Origin of the sequence: Flavobacterium notoginsengisoli (assembly GCF_014207905.1) — a bacterium.
Taxonomy (GTDB): domain Bacteria; phylum Bacteroidota; class Bacteroidia; order Flavobacteriales; family Flavobacteriaceae; genus Flavobacterium; species Flavobacterium notoginsengisoli_A.
On the sequence record NZ_JACHLB010000002.1, the window covers coordinates 193,851 to 213,893 of the forward strand.

The following is a 20,043-nucleotide window of genomic DNA, read 5'->3' on the forward strand; positions in this document are numbered from 1 at the left end:
TTATTACAATTTAAAATAATCAATATAATTATCTAAATCTTTATCACCTCGACCAGAAAGGCTTATTACAACAACATCAGTCGGTTTAAATTTTTTCTGATCTAAAACCGCAAATGCGTGAGCACTTTCGATGGCAGGAATAATTCCTTCTAATTTTGTCAATTGTAAACCTGCATTCATGGCATCATCATCGGTTACAGAGAAAAATTCTCCGCGTCCGCTTTGAGCTAAATGCGCATGTAAAGGTCCAACTCCAGGATAATCCAAACCAGCTGAAATAGAATACGGTTCTGTAATTTGTCCGTCTGGCGTTTGCATTAAAAGTGTTTTACAACCGTGAATAACTCCAACTTTTCCTAATTTACTTGTTGCTGCGCTATGACCGCTATCAACACCTTTTCCAGCTGCTTCAACGGCAATAATTCCAACTTTTGGTTCGTGCAAGAAATGATAATAAGTTCCAGCTGCATTGCTTCCTCCACCGATACAAGCTACAACGTAATCAGGATTTTGACGACCTTCTTTTTCTTTCAATTGCCATTTGATTTCTTCTGAAATAATACTCTGAAAACGAGTTACCATATCCGGATAAGGATGCGGTCCAATTGCCGATCCGATAATGTAATGCGTATCTACAGGATTATTGATCCAGTCACGAATTGCTTCGTTTGTAGCATCTTTTAAAGTTCTTGATCCCGAAAGAGCCGGACGAACTTCGGCACCTAACATTTTCATACGAGCCACGTTGGGAGCTTGACGCGCAATGTCGATTTCGCCCATATAAACGATACATTCAATTCCCATTAAAGCACAAACCGTTGCTGTTGCTACACCATGTTGACCAGCGCCAGTTTCTGCAATAATTCTTTTTTTGCCTAAACGTTTTGCCAATAAAATCTGCCCGATTGTATTGTTTACTTTATGAGCTCCAGTATGATTTAGATCTTCTCTTTTTAGATAAACTTTGGTATTGTATTTTTCAGACAAACGTTTTGCAAAATACAATGGGCTAGGGCGTCCTACATAATCTTTAAGTAATTGATTGAACTCTGCTTTAAAATCAGGTTCGTCCATAATGCTTAAGTATTTCTGGCGTAGTTCTTCTACATTTGGATATAACATTTCTGGAATATAAGCTCCGCCAAATTCCCCGTAATATCCTTTTTCATTAACGTTAAAACTCATTTTTTTAAATTTTAAAAGTTGGCAACATCAAATTTGCGTTTGAAATTGCTAAATAAATTTCTGTTTTTTAGCCCTGGTTCAATTTCAAATTTACTATTTACATCGACAGCGTAAATTGGTAAATTGGTTTTTGAAATTTCTTCAATAGCTTTTAATTCTTTCATTCCAATTCCTCCGCTTAAAAAGAAAGGTTTCTTGGAATTGTATTTTTTTAATATCGTCCAGTCGAAAGTTGTTCCGTTTCCGCCTGGTAATTTTCCTTTGGTGTCAAATAAAAAATAATCGCTGACAGGCTCAAAAGGCTTTATAATTTCAAAATCAAAATGTTCATCGGCTGAAAACACTTTTATAATTTCGACTTTTTTAGGCAATTGTTCTTTTAGTTCTGATAAAAATTCAACGGATTCATTTCCATGTAATTGAACGGCTTGTAAATTGTATTTTGCGACTTTCTCCAGAATTTCGTCCTGACTCTGATCTACAAAAACACCTACTTTTTTGACTGTTTTTATAAGTTCAGGAATTATCCCATCAAAATATCGCGCGGATTTTTCCCAGAAAATAAATCCCATATAGTCAGGCAAAAGTGCGCCTACTTCTAGAATGTTTTCAGGATATTTCATACCGCATATTTTAAGTTTCATTTTTTTAAATGCTTTAAGCTTTAAGCTTTAGGCTTTAGGCTAAATTAGTAATGTTAAGAAGGCTTATTGCTTACAGCTTAAAGCCTATAGCTGATTAATAAATTCCGTTGCGGCTTGTCCTGCGTTGTCGGTTTTCATGAAGTTTTCTCCAATTAAGAAACCTTTGTAACCGTAAGGTTTTAATTCTTGAATAGCTTCTACAGAAGAAATTCCACTTTCAGAAACTTTCACAAAATCATTCGGGATTTGTGATGCTAGTTCTTTACTGAAATCCAGACTCACTTCGAATGTTTTCAGGTTTCTGTTGTTTACGCCAATCATGTCTAAACTTGGCATAATCGATTTTTCTAATTCTTCTTGATTATGCACTTCCAATAAAACTTCTAAACCTAAATTTTTAGCAAATTCAGATAAAGATTTTATTTCTTCACGAGTTAAAACTGCCGCGATTAATAAAATTAAATCAGCTCCGTGTGCTTTGGCTTCTAAAATTTGATATTCGTCTACAATAAATTCTTTTCGCAGAAGCGGAATATTTACCGAAGCTCTTGCTAATAATAAATCGTCTAAAGATCCTCCGAAATATTTTCCATCGGTTAAAACTGAGATTCCACAAGCGCCAGCATTTTCGTAACCTTTTACTACTTCTTCAACTGTAAAATTATTGTTGATGATGGATTTTGAAGGAGAACGGCGCTTGTGTTCTGCAATAATTCCAGAATTGCTTTCTTTTAATTTCTGACTAAGAGAAATAGTTTGTTTTCCAAAAAACACAGAAGCTTCCAACTGAGAAACCGGAATGATTGATTTCTTCAGAATAACTTCTCTTTTTTTGTCTATTATTATTTTATCTAGGATATTCATTTTGATGTTGTTTCAGGTTTCAAGTTTCAGGTTCGCTCCAACAACTTGAAACTTTAAACCTGAAACTTGAAACAATTTATTTATCTGCTTAATTCTTGTAGTTTTTGTAAAGCCTTTAATCCTTTTCCAGATAGAAGACTTTCTTTCGCTAATTCAAAACCTTCTTTTGGAGAACATTTTGTAACTGTTGCAATTGCCATTGCAGCATTGGCGCAGACTACATTATTTTGAGCTTCGTTTCCTTTTCCTGAAATGATGTTGGTGAAGATTTCAGCTGATTCTTCAATTGTTTTTCCACCTTCAATTTCAGTTTGTGATAAAAGATTAACGCCAAAATCTTCCGGATTTAACATTCCTTCCATATGATTAGAAATTGTTTTTGTCGGGCCAGTTAATGAAATTTCATCATATCCGTCAAGCGAATGTAAAATCGTGAAATTCACATCTGTATTTTGGTATAAATAAGCGTACATTCTCGCTAATTCTAAGTTGAAAACCCCAACCAATTGATTTTGTGGAAACGAAGGATTTACCATGGGCCCCAACATATTAAAGAATGTTTTTACCGCCAATTCTTTTCTGATTGGACCAACATTTTTCATGGCTGGGTGGAATAGGGGAGCGTGTAAAACACAAACTCCAGCCTGATAGATACATTTTTCTAAAAAGTCAGGTTCATTACTGAATTTAATTCCCATTTTTTCCATTACGTTGCTTGATCCTGAAATAGATGAAACTCCGTAATTTCCGTGTTTTGCAATTTTAATTCCTGCTCCCGCAGAAACAAATGACGCTAAAGTCGAAATATTGAAAGTATCTTTTCCGTCACCACCCGTTCCACATAAATCGATGGTGTTATAGGCTGATAAATCGACACGAATGCATAATTCTAATAAAGCTTCGCGAAAGCCAGAAAGTTCATCGATTGTTATGCTTCGCATCATAAATACGGTCAAAAATGCCGAAATCTGACTCGGATTATATTGTCCGCTCGAAATATTAATCAATACTTGTTTTGCTTCTTCTTTTGAAAGCACTTCGTGGTTGATTAATTTGTTTAATATAGTTTTCATTTTTTTTAAGATTCTAAGTTGCTAAGAGACTAAGGTTCTGAGTTTTTTACTGCGACTGTATACTAACTCTTTACCCAATTCTCTAACATTTTTTTTCCGTTTGGAGTCAATACGCTTTCAGGGTGAAATTGAACGCCTCGAACATCATAATTTTTATGTCTTAAAGACATTACTTGTCCGTTTTCATCAAAAGAAGTTGCTTCAAGTTCGTCAGGAAGATTTGTATCTACAACCCAAGAATGGTATCTTCCAACTTCAAATTCTTTTCCTAAACCATCAAAAAGAATTTCATCATCTACCACCGTTTTTACATTTGTAGCCACTCCGTGATATACTTTATCAAGGTTAGAAAGTGTTCCGCCAAAAACTTCTCCGATAGCTTGTTGTCCTAAACAAACTCCCAAAATGCTTTTTGTTGGACTATATTTTTCGATTACTGCTTTTAATAAACCTGCTTCATCTGGAATTCCTGGTCCTGGAGAAAGTAATATTTTTTCGAAAGAAGCAATTTCATCAATATCAAATTCGTCGTTTCTGTAAACGGTAACTTCACAGTTTAAATCTTCTAAATAGTGCACTAAATTGTAAGTGAAACTATCGTAATTGTCTATAACTAATATTTTTTTCATTTTTCTAAGGTTCTAAGTTGCTAAGGTTCTGAGATTCTAAGTTTTTACTGAAAACTGAGACTGAGACTGCCAACTAAATTTTATTTTTCTCGAACGTATTTTTCAACTATAATTCGATCTATTCCTAATTTTTCTACTCTTTCAATACCTTTTTGGATTAAGGTGTCATTTTGAACTTTTACTACAAACTCAAACTTATTGTCTTCCCAATCGCGGTTGTTAAAAAACTCTAGATTTTCAGTATAAATACTGTCTTTCAAAGTATATTTTCCACCTCCAGCAAAATATAATGCTGTTGTTGAGTCTTTTCCATTTTTCAAATCATGATTTAAAAAAGCAAAATGGGTCTCATTAATAATTTTAATCATTTTATTATGTCGATTGAAAGTTGAAAAAGTGGAATCTCGCTCGGTCGTTTCAGCTGATATAAGACGCCAGGTTCCTTCAATCGGATTTTTCTTTTCAGAATTGCAAGATGTCATTGTAATGATTAAAACTAAAATGGATAATGCTTTTTTCATGGGTTTTGTGATTTGTTAGTTAATTGTTTCAGGTTTCAAGTTTCAGATTTCAAGTTTCAGGTTTCAGGTTTCAGGTTTCAGGTTTCAGGTTTCAGGTTTGCTTTACGTTTCAACAACTTGAAACTTGAAACTTGAAACAAAAAAAACTTATATTTTCTCTGCAATTTCTAAAGCCGTATTCAAAGCTCTTAACTTGTTATAAACTTCCTGCATTTCGCTTTCTTCATCTGAACTAGCAACAATTCCGGCTCCAGCTTGACAATGCAATTGATGATTTTTAGAAAGAAAAGTTCTAATCATAATCGCATGATTAAAATTGCCATTGAAATCCATGAAACCAATTGCACCGCCATAAAAATTACGATTTGTTTTTTCGCAATCTTCAATCAATTGCATGGCTCTGTGTTTTGGCGCACCGCTCAAAGTTCCTGCAGGAAAAGTATCTGCAACAACTTGCATCGTTGTAGCTTTATCATGCAAATGTCCTGTAACTTTAGAAACTAAGTGAATTACGTGCGAGAAAAACTGAACTTCTCTATATTTCTCTACATTTACATCGTGACCATTTCGGCTTAAATCATTTCTTGCCAAATCGACCAACATAACGTGTTCGCTATTTTCTTTTTTATCTTCAGAAAGTTCTTTGGCTAAAAGTGCATCTTGCTCATCATTTCCAGTTCTTTTGAAAGTTCCAGCGATTGGATGAATTTCTGCTTTTCTATCTTTTACAATAATTTGTGCTTCTGGCGAAGAACCAAATATTTTGAAATCTCCATAATCAAAAAAGAATAAATACGGAGAAGGATTAATACTTCTTAAAGCTCTGTAAACATTAAATTCGTCACCTTTGAAACCTTGTGTAAAACGACGAGATAATACTAATTGAAAAACATCACCTCTAAAACAATGTTTTTTAGCTAAAGCTACATTTTCTTTAAATTCTTCATCTGTCAAATTTGAAAAACCTTCACCTTCTTTTGAGAATTTATATGAAGCAATATTTCTAGATTGAAGCAATTGTTCAATTTCTGCAATATTGTTTTTCCCATCAACGCTGTGGCAGAAAATGTAAGCTTCATTTTTGAAATGGTTAATTGCAATAATGTTTTGATAAACAGCATAAAAAACATCTGGAATTGAAGTAGCATTGTCTTTTTTTGCAATTGAAACTTTTTCAAAATAACGAACGGCATCATAAGAAATATATCCAAATAAACCGTTATTAATGAATTTGAAATCATTTTTTTCAGATTGAAACTGACTTGAAAATTCCTGAATTACCTGCGGAATATTTGTTGAAGCATCAATGTTGATTTTCTCTGAAGTTCCGTCAGGAAAAGTTTTTGAGATAACTTCATTTTCGATTTTTATAGTTGCAATTGGGTTACAGCAGATATAAGAGAAACTGTTGTCATTTCCGTGATAATCACTACTTTCCAATAATAAGCTGTTCGGAAATTTATCTCTGATTTTAAAGTAAATGCTCACCGGTGTAACCGTATCTGCCAGAATTTGCTTGTAATGTGTATTAAGAATAAAAGGTTTCAAAATATTTAGTTTTATGTTGTTTCGTTATTTTTTTAATTTCAATTTCGACCAAAAAAAAAGGCTTGTCGTGATGACAAGCCTTTTATATTTATAGTTTTACAATACCATAGGAAGCTTTGTTCACGACGTCTGACGTAAATTGTTCCACCACCAAGAATTGTTTAATAATGTTTTCATATCTGTTTTTGTTGTGACAAATATATAAATGTAATTTGAATTGTAGTATATAAAAATTAAAAAAAAACTTTTCTAAAACTGAAAATTTGTTAAATTTTAAATACTAAGGCTGTTGTAAAGCCTTAATTTCCAATTGCTATTGTATTGTTTGTGCTAGCTCTAAAATCTGGGTTTCCTTTAATGCTTGGCGTTGCAAACAACTCTGTATTTTTCATTTTTGTGTATTCTAAGCCAGAATTTGGGTTGTAATAATTCTGAATAGAATCATTACTACTTGCTGATTCGCTTGTAATTCCGCCGTTACAATTATTTACAATTGTGTTTTTGAAACTCATTTTGGAAAGATTTACATCTCCATTTCCAATGTTTCCTTCAAGTAAAACGAATGGAGCAAAACCAGAAACAATACTGTTACTTAAATTAAAAAATGTATTTTCTCTCACAAAAATAGATTCTCTAACTAGACCTTGATTGTTTTCTTCTAAATTGACCAAAGTAATATTAGTAGCGTTTATTTTAGTCATTTTTTTAGTCATATCTGTAGTAGCAACTTTTTCATAAGAATCTACTTCAAAACATCTTGATCCTGAAATGTCAGACGAAAAAGGATGACGAACTGCGATACTGTTAGAAATGTTGATTTGAGCACCTTGAGTGAAATCAAAATCATCATCTGTTGTGCGGTATGAAATTAAATTAGTCATATTTAAATCTCCGCCATAACATTCGAAAGAATCATCATTTGAAAAACTAATTTGAATGTTGCTTAATTGTGTTTTTCTTCCAACTCCAGCCAAAGAAAGACCGTTTAATTCTTTAGTAGAACTTAGTTTTCTTCCGGCATATTCGATGCGAACATATTTTAAAATTCCAGAATTATCTTCTGCATCTTGACCTCCATAGTGATTTAAATTTGCTTCAAGATCAAAAGGTAAAGTGTGCACACCACCAAGAGCATTTATTGGCGCTTTTCCTAAAACGATAATTCCACCCCAATCTCCAGGCTTTCTGATGTTTTTTTCTTTGTTTGAAGTAAATACGATTGGATCTGTTTCTAAACCTTCTGCAAGAATTTTTGCTCCGTTAGTAATCACAAGAGTTCCGCAAGTTTTGTCGTCTCCGCGAATAACAGTTCCAGGTTCAATAGTTAAAGTAGCATTATTGGTAACATATACAACTCCAACTAATTGATAAGTATTTCTTTTTACCAATCTTGTATCTTTATCAATTGTTCCAGCAATAATATTTGTTGCTTCGTTATATTCTGATTTTGCAGGATTAAAATTGGTCCAGTTGTTCATCCAGTTATTGGTGCCAATTATTCCTTTTGGTTGTTGTTGGGCGTGTACAAAAAAGCTGAAAGTGAGGGTAATAAGAGCAATGTGTAATTTTGTTTTCATAACTATGATTTGGATTTCTAGTTTTTGATTTTTTTAATTGTCCCAAAAGTAGAAGCCCTATGTTAATCAAAGTCCTGATGTTTATTACGAATGCGTTAGTTTAATATTAAGAATGTTAAGCTTATGAAAAGTTTTTATAAAAAAGAAACCCCGACAGTTTAAATACTGTCGGGGTTTCTTATATTTTTTGAATTAGTAAGTCTATAAAATTAGAATTTTAAAGATACAGCCAATTCGAATTCGTCATTGATAGTTTTGTCTCCTAAACCTTCAAAGAAACTACCTGAACCGTATTTAATGTCATATTTAGTTCTGTCAACTTTGAAAGCAGTTGTAGCAGTGTTTCCTTTTACAGTGATATCAAAAGTAACTGGTTTAGTAATTCCTTTGATAGTTAAGTCTGCAGTTGCAGTGTAAACATCAGCAGATTTTGAACCGATTTTTTTGATAACTAATTTTGAAGTTGGGTATTTGTCAGTTCCGAAGAAATCGTCAGCTTTTAAGTGACCGTTTAATTTTCCTTGGTATTCTCCAGTTAAATCTGTAGAAGTTAATGAAGTCATGTCAACAGTAAAGCTACCACCAACTAATTTATTTCCTTTTAAAACTACAGCTCCATCTTTGAAGTTTACAGTTCCAGAGTGCTCTCCAGTTACTTTTTTACCTACCCATTTGATAGTAGACGCTTTTACGTCGATTTTTTTAGTTTGAGCGTTTACTGAGATACCAGCTGCTGCTACGAATAATGCTATTGCAATTGTTTTTAAATTTTTCATGTTGTAAAAATTGAATTTGATTAATAAATAATTATAGTGTGATAAATAATTCTTCTTGAGATTTTCTAACTTTTTTGTAATGCTGAGCGTCGTCCTCATCATGTCTGTAACCCACAGTTGCGATAACTGAAGCATTTAGACCTAATTTATCGAAACCTAAAATTTCGTTGAATTGAGCTGGATTGAAACCTTCCATTGGTGTAGCATCAATTTTTAATTCTGCTGCAGCTGCCAATAAAGTTCCTAAAGCAATATAAGTTTGTTTTGCTGTCCAGATGTTTTTATTTTCTTGAGATAAGTTTGAAATTACATTATTCATCATATCTTCAAATCCGCCTAAAGCTTCAGTAGGAACACCTCTTGTTTCGCTAATGTTTTTAATGTAAGCAGCTACAGATTCTGGTCCTGCGTTTAAGTCATTTGCAAAAACGAATAATTGAGAAGCATCAGTAATTTGAGTTTGTCCGTAAGCCGCAGCTTTTAATTTTTCTCTAATTTCTGGATTTTCTACAACTACTACTTTAAATGGTTGCAATCCGTATGATGAAGCCGCCAATCTTACCGCTTCTTTTAAAGTATTTAAGTCAGCAGCAGATATTTTTTTTGTTGCATCAAACTTTTTTGTTGCATATCTCCAATTAAGACTTTCTAAAAATGTGCTCATAATATTAATTTTGTTGAGTTCTATATTTTTCTAATAATTTGTTTAATAATTCTAATTCTTCCGGGCTAATATTCTCAGCAAATGCGCGCTCGTGAGCATCTACTTTCGGATCTAATTCTTTTAAAACATCTAATCCCTTTTGTGTAATCAAAACTTCGATTTTTCTTCTATTGTCAGGGCAGACATTTCGTGTAACGAATTCTTTCAATAATAATTTGTCAACTAATCGGGTTGTATTACTCGTTTTAGCTAACATACGTTCTTGTATGACACACATATTAGCAGGATTTCCTTTTTGTCCTCTTAATATACGCAGCACATTGTATTGTTCTCCAGAAAGATCATACGGTTTTATCAACTCGTTGAAATGATCCTGAATCACATTCTGTGTGTACATGATATTCAGAATAACTTTTTTCGCATTATCCATCTTAACTGTACTCTTAATAACCTCTTCAATTGTCATAGTCGTAAGTGTATAATTTGTATATACAAATGTAGAACTTTTAATAGTTGTATATACAAATGTCATGTTAAAAATTTGTTAATTATAAAAACTTGTGAGAATTCAAAGAACAGATTAGAGCGAAATGAGAATAAATTTAGATTTATTTTTTGAATTAAAATGTTGATATTTAATATTTTAACTTAAAAATAATTTTAGCTGTAAGTTTTGGTGAACAAATCTCAACAGGGATAATATTTGAAAAAAAGGAATACATCAAAAAGTATAAAACGCTACTTTTTTTAAGTTATTTTAGAAAATTAAAGATTTTGAAAATCTATTTTTGAGCTGTTTCTGAATTCAGAGAGCAGAAAACCTTTGGAAATCATATTAAAACCTTCAATTTCTTTGGCAATCCAATTTTCATCGTAGTCAAGTTCTTTAGCAATAATTCGAGCAGTCTTTTCGGCAGATTGAATTGCGGCTCTGGCGTCTAAAAATAGTAATCGAACCCGTCTTGCTAAAACGTCATCAACCGTTCTTGCCATTTCATGACGTACCGCCCAAACAACTTCAGCTAAAGTAAATTCGTAATCAGGATGGAGTTTTTCTTTTAAGTCAGGTTCATTTTCCTGTAATTTTAATATTTGAGGAATATCGCTACCATATATATAGAGATGATTTTCACGATCAAGATTATTTGTTGGTTTGTTTCCGTGAATAGACAAGTGTTCTGTAACACAAGGTTTTTTAGGAAGTTTACCTTTTAAAATAGCTTTATCAATTATTTCTTCAGCCATTTTTCTGTAAGTTGTCCATTTTCCGCCAGTTATAGTAATTAAACCAGTTTCAGAAACTATAATTTTATGGCTTCTAGAAACTTCTTTGGTGCTTTTTCCTTCTTCTTTAGGTGCTGCCAACGGGCGTAAACCTGCGAAAACAGATAATACATCGGCTCTTGTTGGCTTTTTAGCTAGAAAACGCTGTGCAGTTTCCAAAACAAATTCAATTTCGCTTTCTAAGGCAATTGGCTCTAAACTTTGTTTTTTTATTAAAGTATCGGTTGTGCCGACAACAATTCGATTATGCCACGGAACAGCAAATAAAACCCTTCCGTCTTTTGTTTTCGGAATCATTAATGCGTGCTCGCCTGGAAGAAATGATTTATCAAACACCAAATGAATTCCTTGACTTGGAACTATGTATTTTTTGTAAACGGTATCATTTAGCTTCATTATGGCATTGGTGAACACTCCTGTTGCATTTATTACAACTGAACCTTTTAGATCATAAGTAATTCCAGTTTCCTGATCGGTTATCTGAACGCCAAATACTTGATTGTTTTTGTCTTTTAGTAAATTGACAACTTTAGTATAGTTTAAAACGCAAGCTCCATTCTCTACAGCAGTTTGGGCAAGATTAACTGCTAAACGCGAATCATCAAATTGACCATCATGATAAATAACGCCATTTACCAATCCGTTTTCTTCAACGTTTGGGAGCATTTCGATGGTTTTCTTTTTTGAAAGGTATTTAGAACTCCCCAAACTCAAACAGCCCGAAAGTAAATCGTAAACTTTTAGTCCAATTGTGTAAAAGTAACCACTAAACCAATGATAATTTGGAATAACAAAGGATTGATTTTTAACTAAATGATTGGCGTTTTGAGCTAATAATCCTCGTTCTTTTAGAGCTTCTCTCACCAAATGGATATCGCCTTGGGCTAAATAACGTACTCCGCCATGAACTAATTTTGTGCTTCTGCTAGATGTTCCTTTGGCAAAATCTACGGCTTCTAATAAAATGGTTTTATAACCGCGACTTGCAGCATCAATTGCAGTTCCAAGTCCGCTTGCTCCTCCGCCAATAATTATTACGTCCCAATTTTCGGTGTTTTTTAATTTGGATAACAGCTCTGAACGATTCATATTTTTCGAGACATATTTGTTTAAAACAAACTTAACGAAATGAAATTAAAAATTGATGAAGAATTGTTTTGTTTCAAGTTTAAGGTTTAAAGTTTAATATTGATTAACGGCGAATATTTTTTAACGCAAAGTTCGCAAGGTTTTTTTATTAAGGCTTTTTATAAAGCGCAAAGTCCGCAAAGCTTTATGATAAAACTTTGCGGACTTTGCGTATATCTTTGCGCTCTTTGCGGTTAAATCAACTTGAAACTTGAAACAAATTTTAATGCGGCAATTTATTCTTAATCAATCCATAAACCCAAGTTCCGAAAATAGCACTTACTAAAGTAACTACAATAACAGTCGCACCTGTACCAATTTGAGCAAAAAGTGGACCTGGACAAGCTCCAGTAATAGCCCAACCAAAACCAAACATCAATCCGCCATAGATTTGTCCTTTGTTGAAAGTCTTTGGCTGAATTTCTATTTTTTCGCCTTGAAGGGTTTTGATGTTGAATTTTTTTATGATAAAAACAGAGATCACACCAACTGCAACTGCGCTTCCGATTACGCCATACATATGAAACGATTCAAGGTGAAACATTTCCTGAATGCGAAACCAACTGATAATTTCAGCTTTTACGAATACAATTCCGAAAAAGATTCCAACGATTAAATATTTAATGTTAGCAAAAGCGTTTTCTTTTTTATGGCTTGCGTTGATTCCTTCGCTGTCTGTATTTTTATTTTCTAGATTACTCATTTTTGAAATTTTAAAGTGAAAGAATATAGGGAAGAATCAAAAGTGACATTACAAAACCGCCAATCATAAAACAGATTGTAGCTACTAAAGATGGCCATTGTAAGTTTGATAATCCCATAATGGCATGTCCGCTGGTACATCCGCCTGCATAACGCGTTCCGAAACCAACTAGAAATCCGCCGACAACCATCATAATAAATCCACGAAGCGTAAATAAACTTTCCCAAGAAAATAATTGTACTGGCACTAAACCGGTATGATCTGTAATTCCGTAAGTTGCCAATTGCTCAGAAAGTTCTGGAGTTATTGTAACAGCATTAGGATTAGATAAGAAATAAGCAGCGATAACACCACCAAGAAAAATTCCGAAAACAAAAAATAAATTCCAGCTTTCTTTTTTCCAATCATATTTGAAAAATGAAATATTTGCAGGAATACAAGCTGCGCAAATATGACGAAGCGACGAGCTAATCCCGAAAGATTTATTTCCGATAATCAATAAAATTGGAACAGTTAATCCAATTAAAGGTCCAGCTATATACCATGGCCAAGGTTCACGAATAATTTCTAGTAAACTCATAAAAAAAATAAAGATTAAGTATTTTTTCCACCATATAAGTTGTGTAAGAAATTATAAGTTAGAGTTTCTTATATAACTTATAAAAATTAAGTAAATATAAGATCGGGCTTAAAAACACCCCAAACTAAAATGAACTTATATCACTTATATGGTAAAATTTATGTTCAATGTTTATGCTTTCAAAATCTTGCTTTGACAAACAAAATCTGATTTTGGAACATTGGTTTTTGAAATCGCTCCAAAACCACCTTCCACTTCAGAGAAATTTCTAAAGCCTCTTGCTTGAAGAATAGAAGCGGCAATCATACTTCTGTAACCACCAGCACAATGCAGATAAAAATGTTCATTCGGATCAATGTCTTTTACCCAGTCATTAATGTAAGCCAAAGGTTTGCTATAGGCATCTTCAATATGTTCTGCTTCGTATTCTGATTCTTTACGAATGTCGATTATTTTGTTTTTTTGAATATCTACTTCATTAGCAAATTGCTCAGCAGTGATTCGGTTAACAGAATCTGTTTCAAAACCAGCTTTTTGCCAAGCTTCAAAACCGCCTTCTAAATGTCCTATAATAGTATCGAAACCTACACGGCTTAAACGTGTTACGGTTTCTTCTTCCATTCCAGTTGTCGTAATTAATATAATAGGCTGTTTTACATTAGCAATTAAAGTTCCAACCCAAGGAGCAAAATCGCCATTAATTCCGATATTGATAGACTGCGGAACAAATGCTTTACTGAAATCAGCAGCACTTCTTGTATCCAAAATCAAAGCGCCAGTTTCTTCTGCAACAGCTTCAAATTCGCTTACATTTATGGCTTTCATTCCGTTGTGTAAAACAGTTTCAAAGCTTTCGTAACCTTGTTTATTCATAGCGACATTCATGCTGAAATAAGCTGGCGGAGGCAATAATCCATCAGTAACTTCTTTAATGAATTCTTCTTCGGTCATATTGGCACGAAGCGCATAATTGGTTGCTTTCTGATTTCCAATCGTGGAAACAGTTTCTTTACTCATGTTTTTTCCACAAGCACTTCCTGCACCATGCGCTGGATAAACGATTACATCATCGGCCAAAGTCATGATTTTATCTCTTAAAGAATGAAATAAAATTCCAGCCAATTGATCTTGTGTCATTCCTGCAGCTTTCTGAGCTAAATCGGGACGGCCAACGTCTCCAATAAATAAAGTATCTCCAGAAAAAATCGCGTGATCTTTTCCGTTTTCGTCGATAAGTAAAAAAGTAGAGCTTTCCATAGTATGTCCTGGAGTGTGCAAAACTTTAATAGTTACTTTTCCGATTTTAAATTCTTGTCCGTCAGTTGCAGAAATACAGTCAAATTCGCAAGCTGCATTTGGTCCGTAAACAATTGGTGCTCCCGTTTCTTTGCTTAAATCAACGTGTCCAGAAACGAAATCGGCGTGAAAATGCGTTTCAAAAATATATTTCAATTTTACTCCGTCACGTTCTAAACGGTCTAAGTAAGGCTGTGTTTCTCTAAGCGGATCAATAATGGCCGCTTCGCCATTTGAAGTAATATAGTATGCACCTTGCGCAAGGCATCCGGTGTAAATTTGCTCTATTTTCATGATAGATATTGTAAAATGATGGGTTACAAAGGTAACTTTGTTTTTTAAAAAAATAGGTGACTTATGTTACAGAAATTAGGTTTTTGTGTAAAATATTATGGGTTTTCTCATATTCTCATGATATAAATTAATTTAAAGTACAGCAATTACGCTTTAAGCTTTAATTTTGCGTATGACGAATATCATTTCAAAACAAAAAAAAATGAACACACAAGACTTATTAAATCAAATTGCTTTTATAAAAGAGATTGATAAAGTAAAATACATTCAGCGTAAAACGAAATTATTTAATAGCGACCGATGCGAAAATGACGCAGAACATAGTTGGCATCTCGCATTAATGGCTATTGTTTTAGCTGAACATTCGAATGAGCCGATTGATGTTTTGAAAGTGGTAAAAATGGTTTTGATTCATGATATTGTAGAAATTGATGCTGGCGATGTTTTCATTTATGATACTGTAAAAAGTCATGATAATACCGATGAAGAGAGATTAGCTGCCAATAGAATTTTTGGTTTATTGCCTAAAAATCAAGCAGAAAAATTAATTGCAATCTGGGAAGAATTTGAAGCAGGAGAAACCAACGAAGCAAAATTTGCCAGATCTATGGACAGATTAGAACCTTTATTGCAAAACACGTCTAACAATGGTGGAACATGGAAAGAGTTTGGCGTTACTTATGATAAAGTTTACGCGAAGAAAAGCGTCATAAAAAATGGATCAACTTCTTTATGGAATTACGCCGAAGGTTTGATTAATGAAAGCGTTGAAAAAGGGATTTTGAAGAAAGAATAATATTTTATATCGAAAACTTTGTCAAAGTTTCAAACTTTGACAAAGTTGCTTCAACATAAATAAAATATAGCCTGCGGTTTGAACCACTGGTTATGTTTAAGCACGCAAATCTCTACACAATTTTGTCATTTCGACGAAGGAGAAATCTTCGTAAATAATTCCGTAACGAAAATCCAATCTTTGTGGAGTTTCTCGTCGAGATTTCTCCTTCGACGAAATGACAAACTGTATGTCAACGGTAAAAAGTATAAGTGTCATTTCTACTTTTAAAATTGTTGAAAAGTTTAACAAATATCAGACGATAAACTTTTTTTAAAGGGCGTTAATTCGGGTTGTAATGGTTAAATTTGTGGAACTTCATAAACAAATTACCACTTATGGAAGAAATGCTCTTTTATGATCGAATGCAATTCGCGTTTACCATTACTTTTCATTATCTTTTTCCACAACTTACAATGGGTCTTTCTTTGATCATTGTTTACTTCAAATGGAAATATCTTAAAACAAAAGAAGAACACTACAATCACGCCACACATTTCTGGATGAAAATCTTCGCTCTCAATTTTGCAATGGGCGTTGTAACCGGAATTCCGATGGAATTTCAATTTGGAACCAACTGGGCCAAATTCTCCGAATTAACAGGTGGAATTATTGGACAGACGCTGGCAATGGAAGGAATGTTTTCTTTCTTTCTCGAATCTTCATTTTTAGGTTTGTTTTTATTTGGTGAAAAACTACTGGGACATAAATGGCATTTTGTAACTGGATTATTAATTATGATTGGTTCTTGGGCAAGTGGATTCTTAATCATTGCCACCCATTCGTGGATGCAGAATCCTGTTGGTTATGAAATTCTGGAAAACGGAAAATTTGTTCTGAATAATTTTCAGGCTTTATTTTTAAATCCGTGGCTTTGGCCTTCTTATTTGCATAATCAAGCGGCTTCTTTGGTAACGAGTTCTTTTGTAGTTGCCGGAATTGGAGCTTTTTATATTTTAAGTAAAAAGAACGTTACTTTCGGGAAATTGTTTCTTAAAACAGGTGTAATCTTCGGATTGATTTCGAGTATAATAGTTGCCGTTCCAACGGGAGATTTAGCAGCTAAAAACGTTGTCAAATATCAACCGGTAACTTTTGCAGCCATGGAAGGAATTTTTCATACCGAAAAGAAAGGTTCTGAAATCGTCTTAATTGGTCAGCCCGATGTGAAAGATAAAAAGCTCGATAATAAAATTGCCGTTCCCAATATTTTAAGTTTCCTGACTTACGGAAATTGGGATCAAGAAATTAAAGGTTTAGATCAGTTTGAAGAAGATTTGCATCCAACCAATATTTCAGGTTTGTATTACGCGTATCATATTATGGTGGGACTTGGGACAGTTTTTATTGGTTTAATGGTGCTTTCTCTTTTTCAATTAATCAGAGGGAAATTATTTGAAACCAAATGGCTTTTATGGTCATTAATGTTCATGATGCCATTTCCTTACATCGCCAATACAACAGGCTGGTACACGGCAGAATTAGGAAGACAGCCTTGGCTGGTTTATAATTTATTGCGAACAGCGGCAGGTGCATCGCCAACGGTTTCTTCAGGAAATACCTTATTTACATTGCTTGGATTTATCGGATTGTATCTTTTGCTTGGAATGCTGTTTTTGCTTTTAGTTGGAAAAATTATCAATAAAGGACCTCACAAAGTGGAACTTTCAACAGAAAAAATATAAGTATGGAATTTTTTTGGTACGTAGTTTTAATGGGAATTCTAGCCGTTTATCTGGTTTTAGACGGTTACGATTTTGGTGCAGGAATTATTCATTTATTTTTTGCTGATACAGAAAAAGACAAAAAAGCAATTACAAATGCAATCGGTCCGTTTTGGGATGCCAACGAAGTTTGGCTGATTGCAGCGGGAGGTGTTTTGTTTTTTGCTTTTCCAACTTTATATGCTTCATCTTTTAGCGGATTTTATTTGCCTTTAATAATGATTTTATGGCTTTTGATTTTCCGTGCGATCGGTTTAGAAATGCGCGGGCAAGTGCACAATCATATGTGGGAAAGTATTTGGGATAAAGCTTTCGGAATCGCAAGCCTGCTTTTGGCGTTGTTTTTTGGAATTGCACTAGGAAATATTGTTCGTGGAGTAAATCTCGGAATGGTTCAAAATGGAGTTTCAACGCAAGAAGCACATTATTTCTTTCTGCCTTTATGGAATCCAACTTTTAGTCCGCAAGCAAATGAATTGGGAATTATTGACTGGTTTACGCTTTTTCTTGGAGTTGTAAGTGTTGTCGCACTGACCATTCACGGTGCAAACTGGATTATTTATAAAACAAATTCGGCGCTGAATCCGAAGTTAAAAAAAGTGGTTTTTGGTTTGAATATTGTTCTACTGATTTTGGTTTGTATTTCGTTGCAGATTTGGCATTTTATTGAGCCGAAACCGTTTCATAATTTTGTAGAAAATCCGATTCTTTGGTTTTTTCCTTTAATGACTTTTGTTGGAATTTTGGGCTTGTTTAAGGTTCGTTCTTTCAAAAAAGACGGTCATGGATTTATTTTTTCAACCCTATTTTTAGTTGGAGGATTTGCTTCTACAGCCGTTTCCATTTTTCCAAATGTGTTGCCTTCAACCAATAAAGTAAATCCGTCTTTAACAATTTATAATACTGCAGCACACGAATATGGTTTAAATGCCGGATTGAGCTGGTTTTTTGTAGCATTATTTCTTGTTATTATTTATTTTATAATTCAATATCGAGTTTTCAGCGGAAAGATGGATGATATTGGATACGGCGAACATTGATTTTTAGTTGTTCTGTAAACGAATCATATTCAATATGAAAAAATATTTTGTAATACTATTTATTGTTCTGATTCAGATTTCATGTCAAAAAAACGATTCAAATAAGAATAAAGATGATTTAAAACATAATGAGTTTAATGTAAAAATCGACACTTTCAACGCAGGTATACATGGCGATTTGACTGAAGCAGTTTTGTTTAAAAATGATTTTTACTGCATGTTTGAAACCTCACGAAAAAATACTTCCGAACAGTTTATTAAGATGGTTGTATTAAACCAGAAAGGTAAATTTGTCGAAGATGTTTTTGTGCCGAAGAAAATTCAAAAGATGCCTCATTATGATTTAATAGTTGATCAAGACGATTTATATGTTAAGGAATCTCAGTTTGAAAAAGAAAACTTTGTTCTAGGAAAATACGTTGCCGATTTAGAGCAAGTTAAAACAAGAGATTTTTGCATTTTTAAAGATGAAATCTACAATGTTTATTCTGATACTAAAGGAGAGTGGGGCGGAACAATTTTTTTTGAGAACAACGAAACAAAAGAAGTTTTTGAAGCCTATTCAAATTTTCCTGTAGCTATAAATAAAATTAAGAACGAATATTACATTTCAAATAAAGGAATGTTTTCGTCTAATGTTTTGAAAATTTCTGATCCAAGCAAACTTCATAAAAGTATTCTTGATTTTAGTAAAAACGAAAGCAGCGAATTTGATCAAGGTGTAGATATAGTTTTTGAAGCCGACGGAATAGCTATTGAAACTTCATTTGTAGTTCAAGATCAGTTGTTTCATTTATATTCTTATAAAGACAATGTTTTTATTGGAGTTGTTGAGAAAGGTAAAATGCAACAGAAGTATAAATTTAATTTCAATTTTTATTCTTATTCTAGACAGAACTTTGAAGACAAAAAAAAGCTTTTAACGTTTTATATTCCTTCAAATAGGAAAAGTGGAATATTAATTATAGATAAAAAAGATTTTTACTTTCACATTCTAAAATAAAAATGACGAGACAGACAAAGAGCAATTCACTAATTTTTACCTCTTTTAAAATGAAAAACTTACTAATTACAGTTTTGACATTTATTTGCCTTTTATTAGCAAGCTGTGAAAAACAGAATAAAAATTTATCTGAAAATGAATTATTAAAGAAAAAGAATGATTCGCTAAGCAGAAAACTTGAAATTGCAAAAGAAGCTATCGTTATTTTACAAGATAGAAATGTTTGGTACGATTCTGAATATGATAATGCCGATTTTAAAAAGAAAGGAATCGTTGATCCGGAAAAATTTATAAAACAAGAATTAGCAAAGAGAACAGATTTAATTCCGTTACAGCCAACTTTGGGAGGTAAAATGGCTTTTGGTACAATCCAGCTATTAGGAAGCAAGTTTCTAATTGCTGATTATGAAGACGGACATGTGGAAGGAAAAAGTCTATATAGTTATAAATTAACTGATTCTGGAAATTTGGAATTCAAACTACTAGAATCTGATGAAAATTAGATTTTTTTACATAAATTTTAGTTGCCTCCAGTTTTAACTGGAGGTTTTTTTTTAATCGATAATTTGACTTTAGCCAAAATCTATAAGTTTGGCTAAAGTTTTTTATTTGCATAAGTTTGCCAACTTAAATCCAAAAACATCATTTTACCTAATTATTCGTTAGAGATAGAAG

21 protein-coding genes are annotated in these 20,043 nt (G+C 33.1%); 5 read left to right on the forward strand and 16 right to left on the reverse strand.

Features of this window, described 5'->3' with window-relative positions; genetic code table 11:
* Positions 1 to 3: 3 nt before the first annotated feature.
* The 15 genes from trpB to HNP35_RS07825 form a co-directional block, all read right to left on the reverse strand.
* Complete coding sequence (gene trpB / locus HNP35_RS07755) at positions 4 to 1,185, reverse strand: tryptophan synthase subunit beta (protein ID WP_184160052.1); 1,182 nt, start codon at positions 1,183 to 1,185, stop codon at positions 4 to 6.
* Positions 1,186 to 1,196: 11 nt separating this feature from the next.
* Positions 1,197 to 1,829, reverse strand: coding sequence for a phosphoribosylanthranilate isomerase (locus HNP35_RS07760; RefSeq protein ID WP_184160054.1), 633 nt, complete (start codon positions 1,827 to 1,829; stop codon positions 1,197 to 1,199).
* Positions 1,830 to 1,913: 84 nt separating this feature from the next.
* Positions 1,914 to 2,693 (reverse strand): indole-3-glycerol phosphate synthase TrpC, encoded by a 780-nt coding sequence (trpC, locus tag HNP35_RS07765; RefSeq protein WP_184160056.1) that lies wholly within the window; start codon positions 2,691 to 2,693, stop codon positions 1,914 to 1,916.
* Positions 2,694 to 2,773: 80 nt separating this feature from the next.
* Positions 2,774 to 3,766 carry an anthranilate phosphoribosyltransferase gene (gene trpD, locus HNP35_RS07770; protein WP_184160058.1) on the reverse strand — a complete coding sequence of 331 codons (993 nt, stop codon included), beginning with the start codon at positions 3,764 to 3,766 and terminating at the stop codon, positions 2,774 to 2,776.
* A 62-nt stretch (positions 3,767 to 3,828) separates the two neighbouring features.
* Positions 3,829 to 4,395, reverse strand: a complete 567-nt coding sequence (locus HNP35_RS07775; protein WP_184160060.1) for an anthranilate synthase component II — start codon at positions 4,393 to 4,395, stop codon at positions 3,829 to 3,831.
* An 80-nt stretch (positions 4,396 to 4,475) separates the two neighbouring features.
* Complete coding sequence (locus tag HNP35_RS07780; protein WP_184160062.1) at positions 4,476 to 4,916, reverse strand: hypothetical protein; 441 nt, start codon at positions 4,914 to 4,916, stop codon at positions 4,476 to 4,478.
* A 147-nt stretch (positions 4,917 to 5,063) separates the two neighbouring features.
* On the reverse strand, positions 5,064 to 6,464 hold the full coding sequence (locus HNP35_RS07785; protein ID WP_184160064.1) for an anthranilate synthase component I family protein: 1,401 nt from the start codon (positions 6,462 to 6,464) through the stop codon (positions 5,064 to 5,066).
* Between the two features lie 299 nt (positions 6,465 to 6,763).
* On the reverse strand, positions 6,764 to 8,041 hold the full coding sequence (locus HNP35_RS07790; RefSeq protein WP_184160066.1) for a hypothetical protein: 1,278 nt from the start codon (positions 8,039 to 8,041) through the stop codon (positions 6,764 to 6,766).
* 209 nt (positions 8,042 to 8,250) lie between these two features.
* On the reverse strand, positions 8,251 to 8,817 hold the full coding sequence (locus HNP35_RS07795; RefSeq protein WP_184160068.1) for a YceI family protein: 567 nt from the start codon (positions 8,815 to 8,817) through the stop codon (positions 8,251 to 8,253).
* A gap of 31 nt (positions 8,818 to 8,848) precedes the next feature.
* Positions 8,849 to 9,481 (reverse strand): NAD(P)H-dependent oxidoreductase, encoded by a 633-nt coding sequence (locus HNP35_RS07800; RefSeq protein WP_184160070.1) that lies wholly within the window; start codon positions 9,479 to 9,481, stop codon positions 8,849 to 8,851.
* Positions 9,482 to 9,485: 4 nt separating this feature from the next.
* Positions 9,486 to 9,947 (reverse strand): MarR family winged helix-turn-helix transcriptional regulator, encoded by a 462-nt coding sequence (locus HNP35_RS07805; protein WP_184161207.1) that lies wholly within the window; start codon positions 9,945 to 9,947, stop codon positions 9,486 to 9,488.
* Positions 9,948 to 10,246: 299 nt separating this feature from the next.
* Positions 10,247 to 11,854, reverse strand: a complete 1,608-nt coding sequence (locus HNP35_RS07810; protein WP_184160072.1) for a glycerol-3-phosphate dehydrogenase/oxidase — start codon at positions 11,852 to 11,854, stop codon at positions 10,247 to 10,249.
* Between the two features lie 262 nt (positions 11,855 to 12,116).
* On the reverse strand, positions 12,117 to 12,596 hold the full coding sequence (locus tag HNP35_RS07815) for a DUF6691 family protein (protein WP_184160073.1): 480 nt from the start codon (positions 12,594 to 12,596) through the stop codon (positions 12,117 to 12,119).
* Between the two features lie 10 nt (positions 12,597 to 12,606).
* Positions 12,607 to 13,176, reverse strand: a complete 570-nt coding sequence (locus tag HNP35_RS07820; protein ID WP_184160075.1) for a YeeE/YedE family protein — start codon at positions 13,174 to 13,176, stop codon at positions 12,607 to 12,609.
* 171 nt (positions 13,177 to 13,347) lie between these two features.
* Entirely contained in the window at positions 13,348 to 14,766 is a 1,419-nt protein-coding gene (locus HNP35_RS07825; RefSeq protein WP_184160077.1) for an MBL fold metallo-hydrolase, read from the reverse strand.
* Between the two features lie 202 nt (positions 14,767 to 14,968).
* Between HNP35_RS07825 and HNP35_RS07830 the strand changes: the two genes are divergently transcribed.
* Positions 14,969 to 15,562: an HD domain-containing protein gene (locus tag HNP35_RS07830; protein ID WP_184160079.1), complete on the forward strand. Its 594-nt coding sequence runs from the start codon at positions 14,969 to 14,971 to the stop codon at positions 15,560 to 15,562.
* Positions 15,563 to 15,658: 96 nt separating this feature from the next.
* On the opposite strand, the gene HNP35_RS07835 is transcribed toward HNP35_RS07830, so the two are convergent.
* The gene (locus HNP35_RS07835) at positions 15,659 to 15,820 is read right to left on the reverse strand and encodes a hypothetical protein (protein WP_184160081.1); all 162 of its coding nucleotides are present in this window, start codon (positions 15,818 to 15,820) and stop codon (positions 15,659 to 15,661) included.
* Positions 15,821 to 15,939: 119 nt separating this feature from the next.
* Here HNP35_RS07835 and HNP35_RS07840 point away from each other — a divergent pair, with 119 nt between their 5' ends.
* From HNP35_RS07840 to HNP35_RS07855, 4 genes are read left to right on the forward strand one after another with little or no spacing between them, the layout of a single operon-like run.
* Complete coding sequence (locus HNP35_RS07840) at positions 15,940 to 17,286, forward strand: cytochrome ubiquinol oxidase subunit I (protein ID WP_184160083.1); 1,347 nt, start codon at positions 15,940 to 15,942, stop codon at positions 17,284 to 17,286.
* Between the two features lie 2 nt (positions 17,287 to 17,288).
* The gene (cydB, locus tag HNP35_RS07845; protein ID WP_184160086.1) at positions 17,289 to 18,365 is read left to right on the forward strand and encodes a cytochrome d ubiquinol oxidase subunit II; all 1,077 of its coding nucleotides are present in this window, start codon (positions 17,289 to 17,291) and stop codon (positions 18,363 to 18,365) included.
* Positions 18,366 to 18,399: 34 nt separating this feature from the next.
* Positions 18,400 to 19,368 carry a hypothetical protein gene (locus tag HNP35_RS07850; RefSeq protein ID WP_184160088.1) on the forward strand — a complete coding sequence of 323 codons (969 nt, stop codon included), beginning with the start codon at positions 18,400 to 18,402 and terminating at the stop codon, positions 19,366 to 19,368.
* 50 nt (positions 19,369 to 19,418) lie between these two features.
* Positions 19,419 to 19,871: a hypothetical protein gene (locus HNP35_RS07855; RefSeq protein ID WP_184160090.1), complete on the forward strand. Its 453-nt coding sequence runs from the start codon at positions 19,419 to 19,421 to the stop codon at positions 19,869 to 19,871.
* Positions 19,872 to 20,043 lie beyond the last annotated feature (172 nt).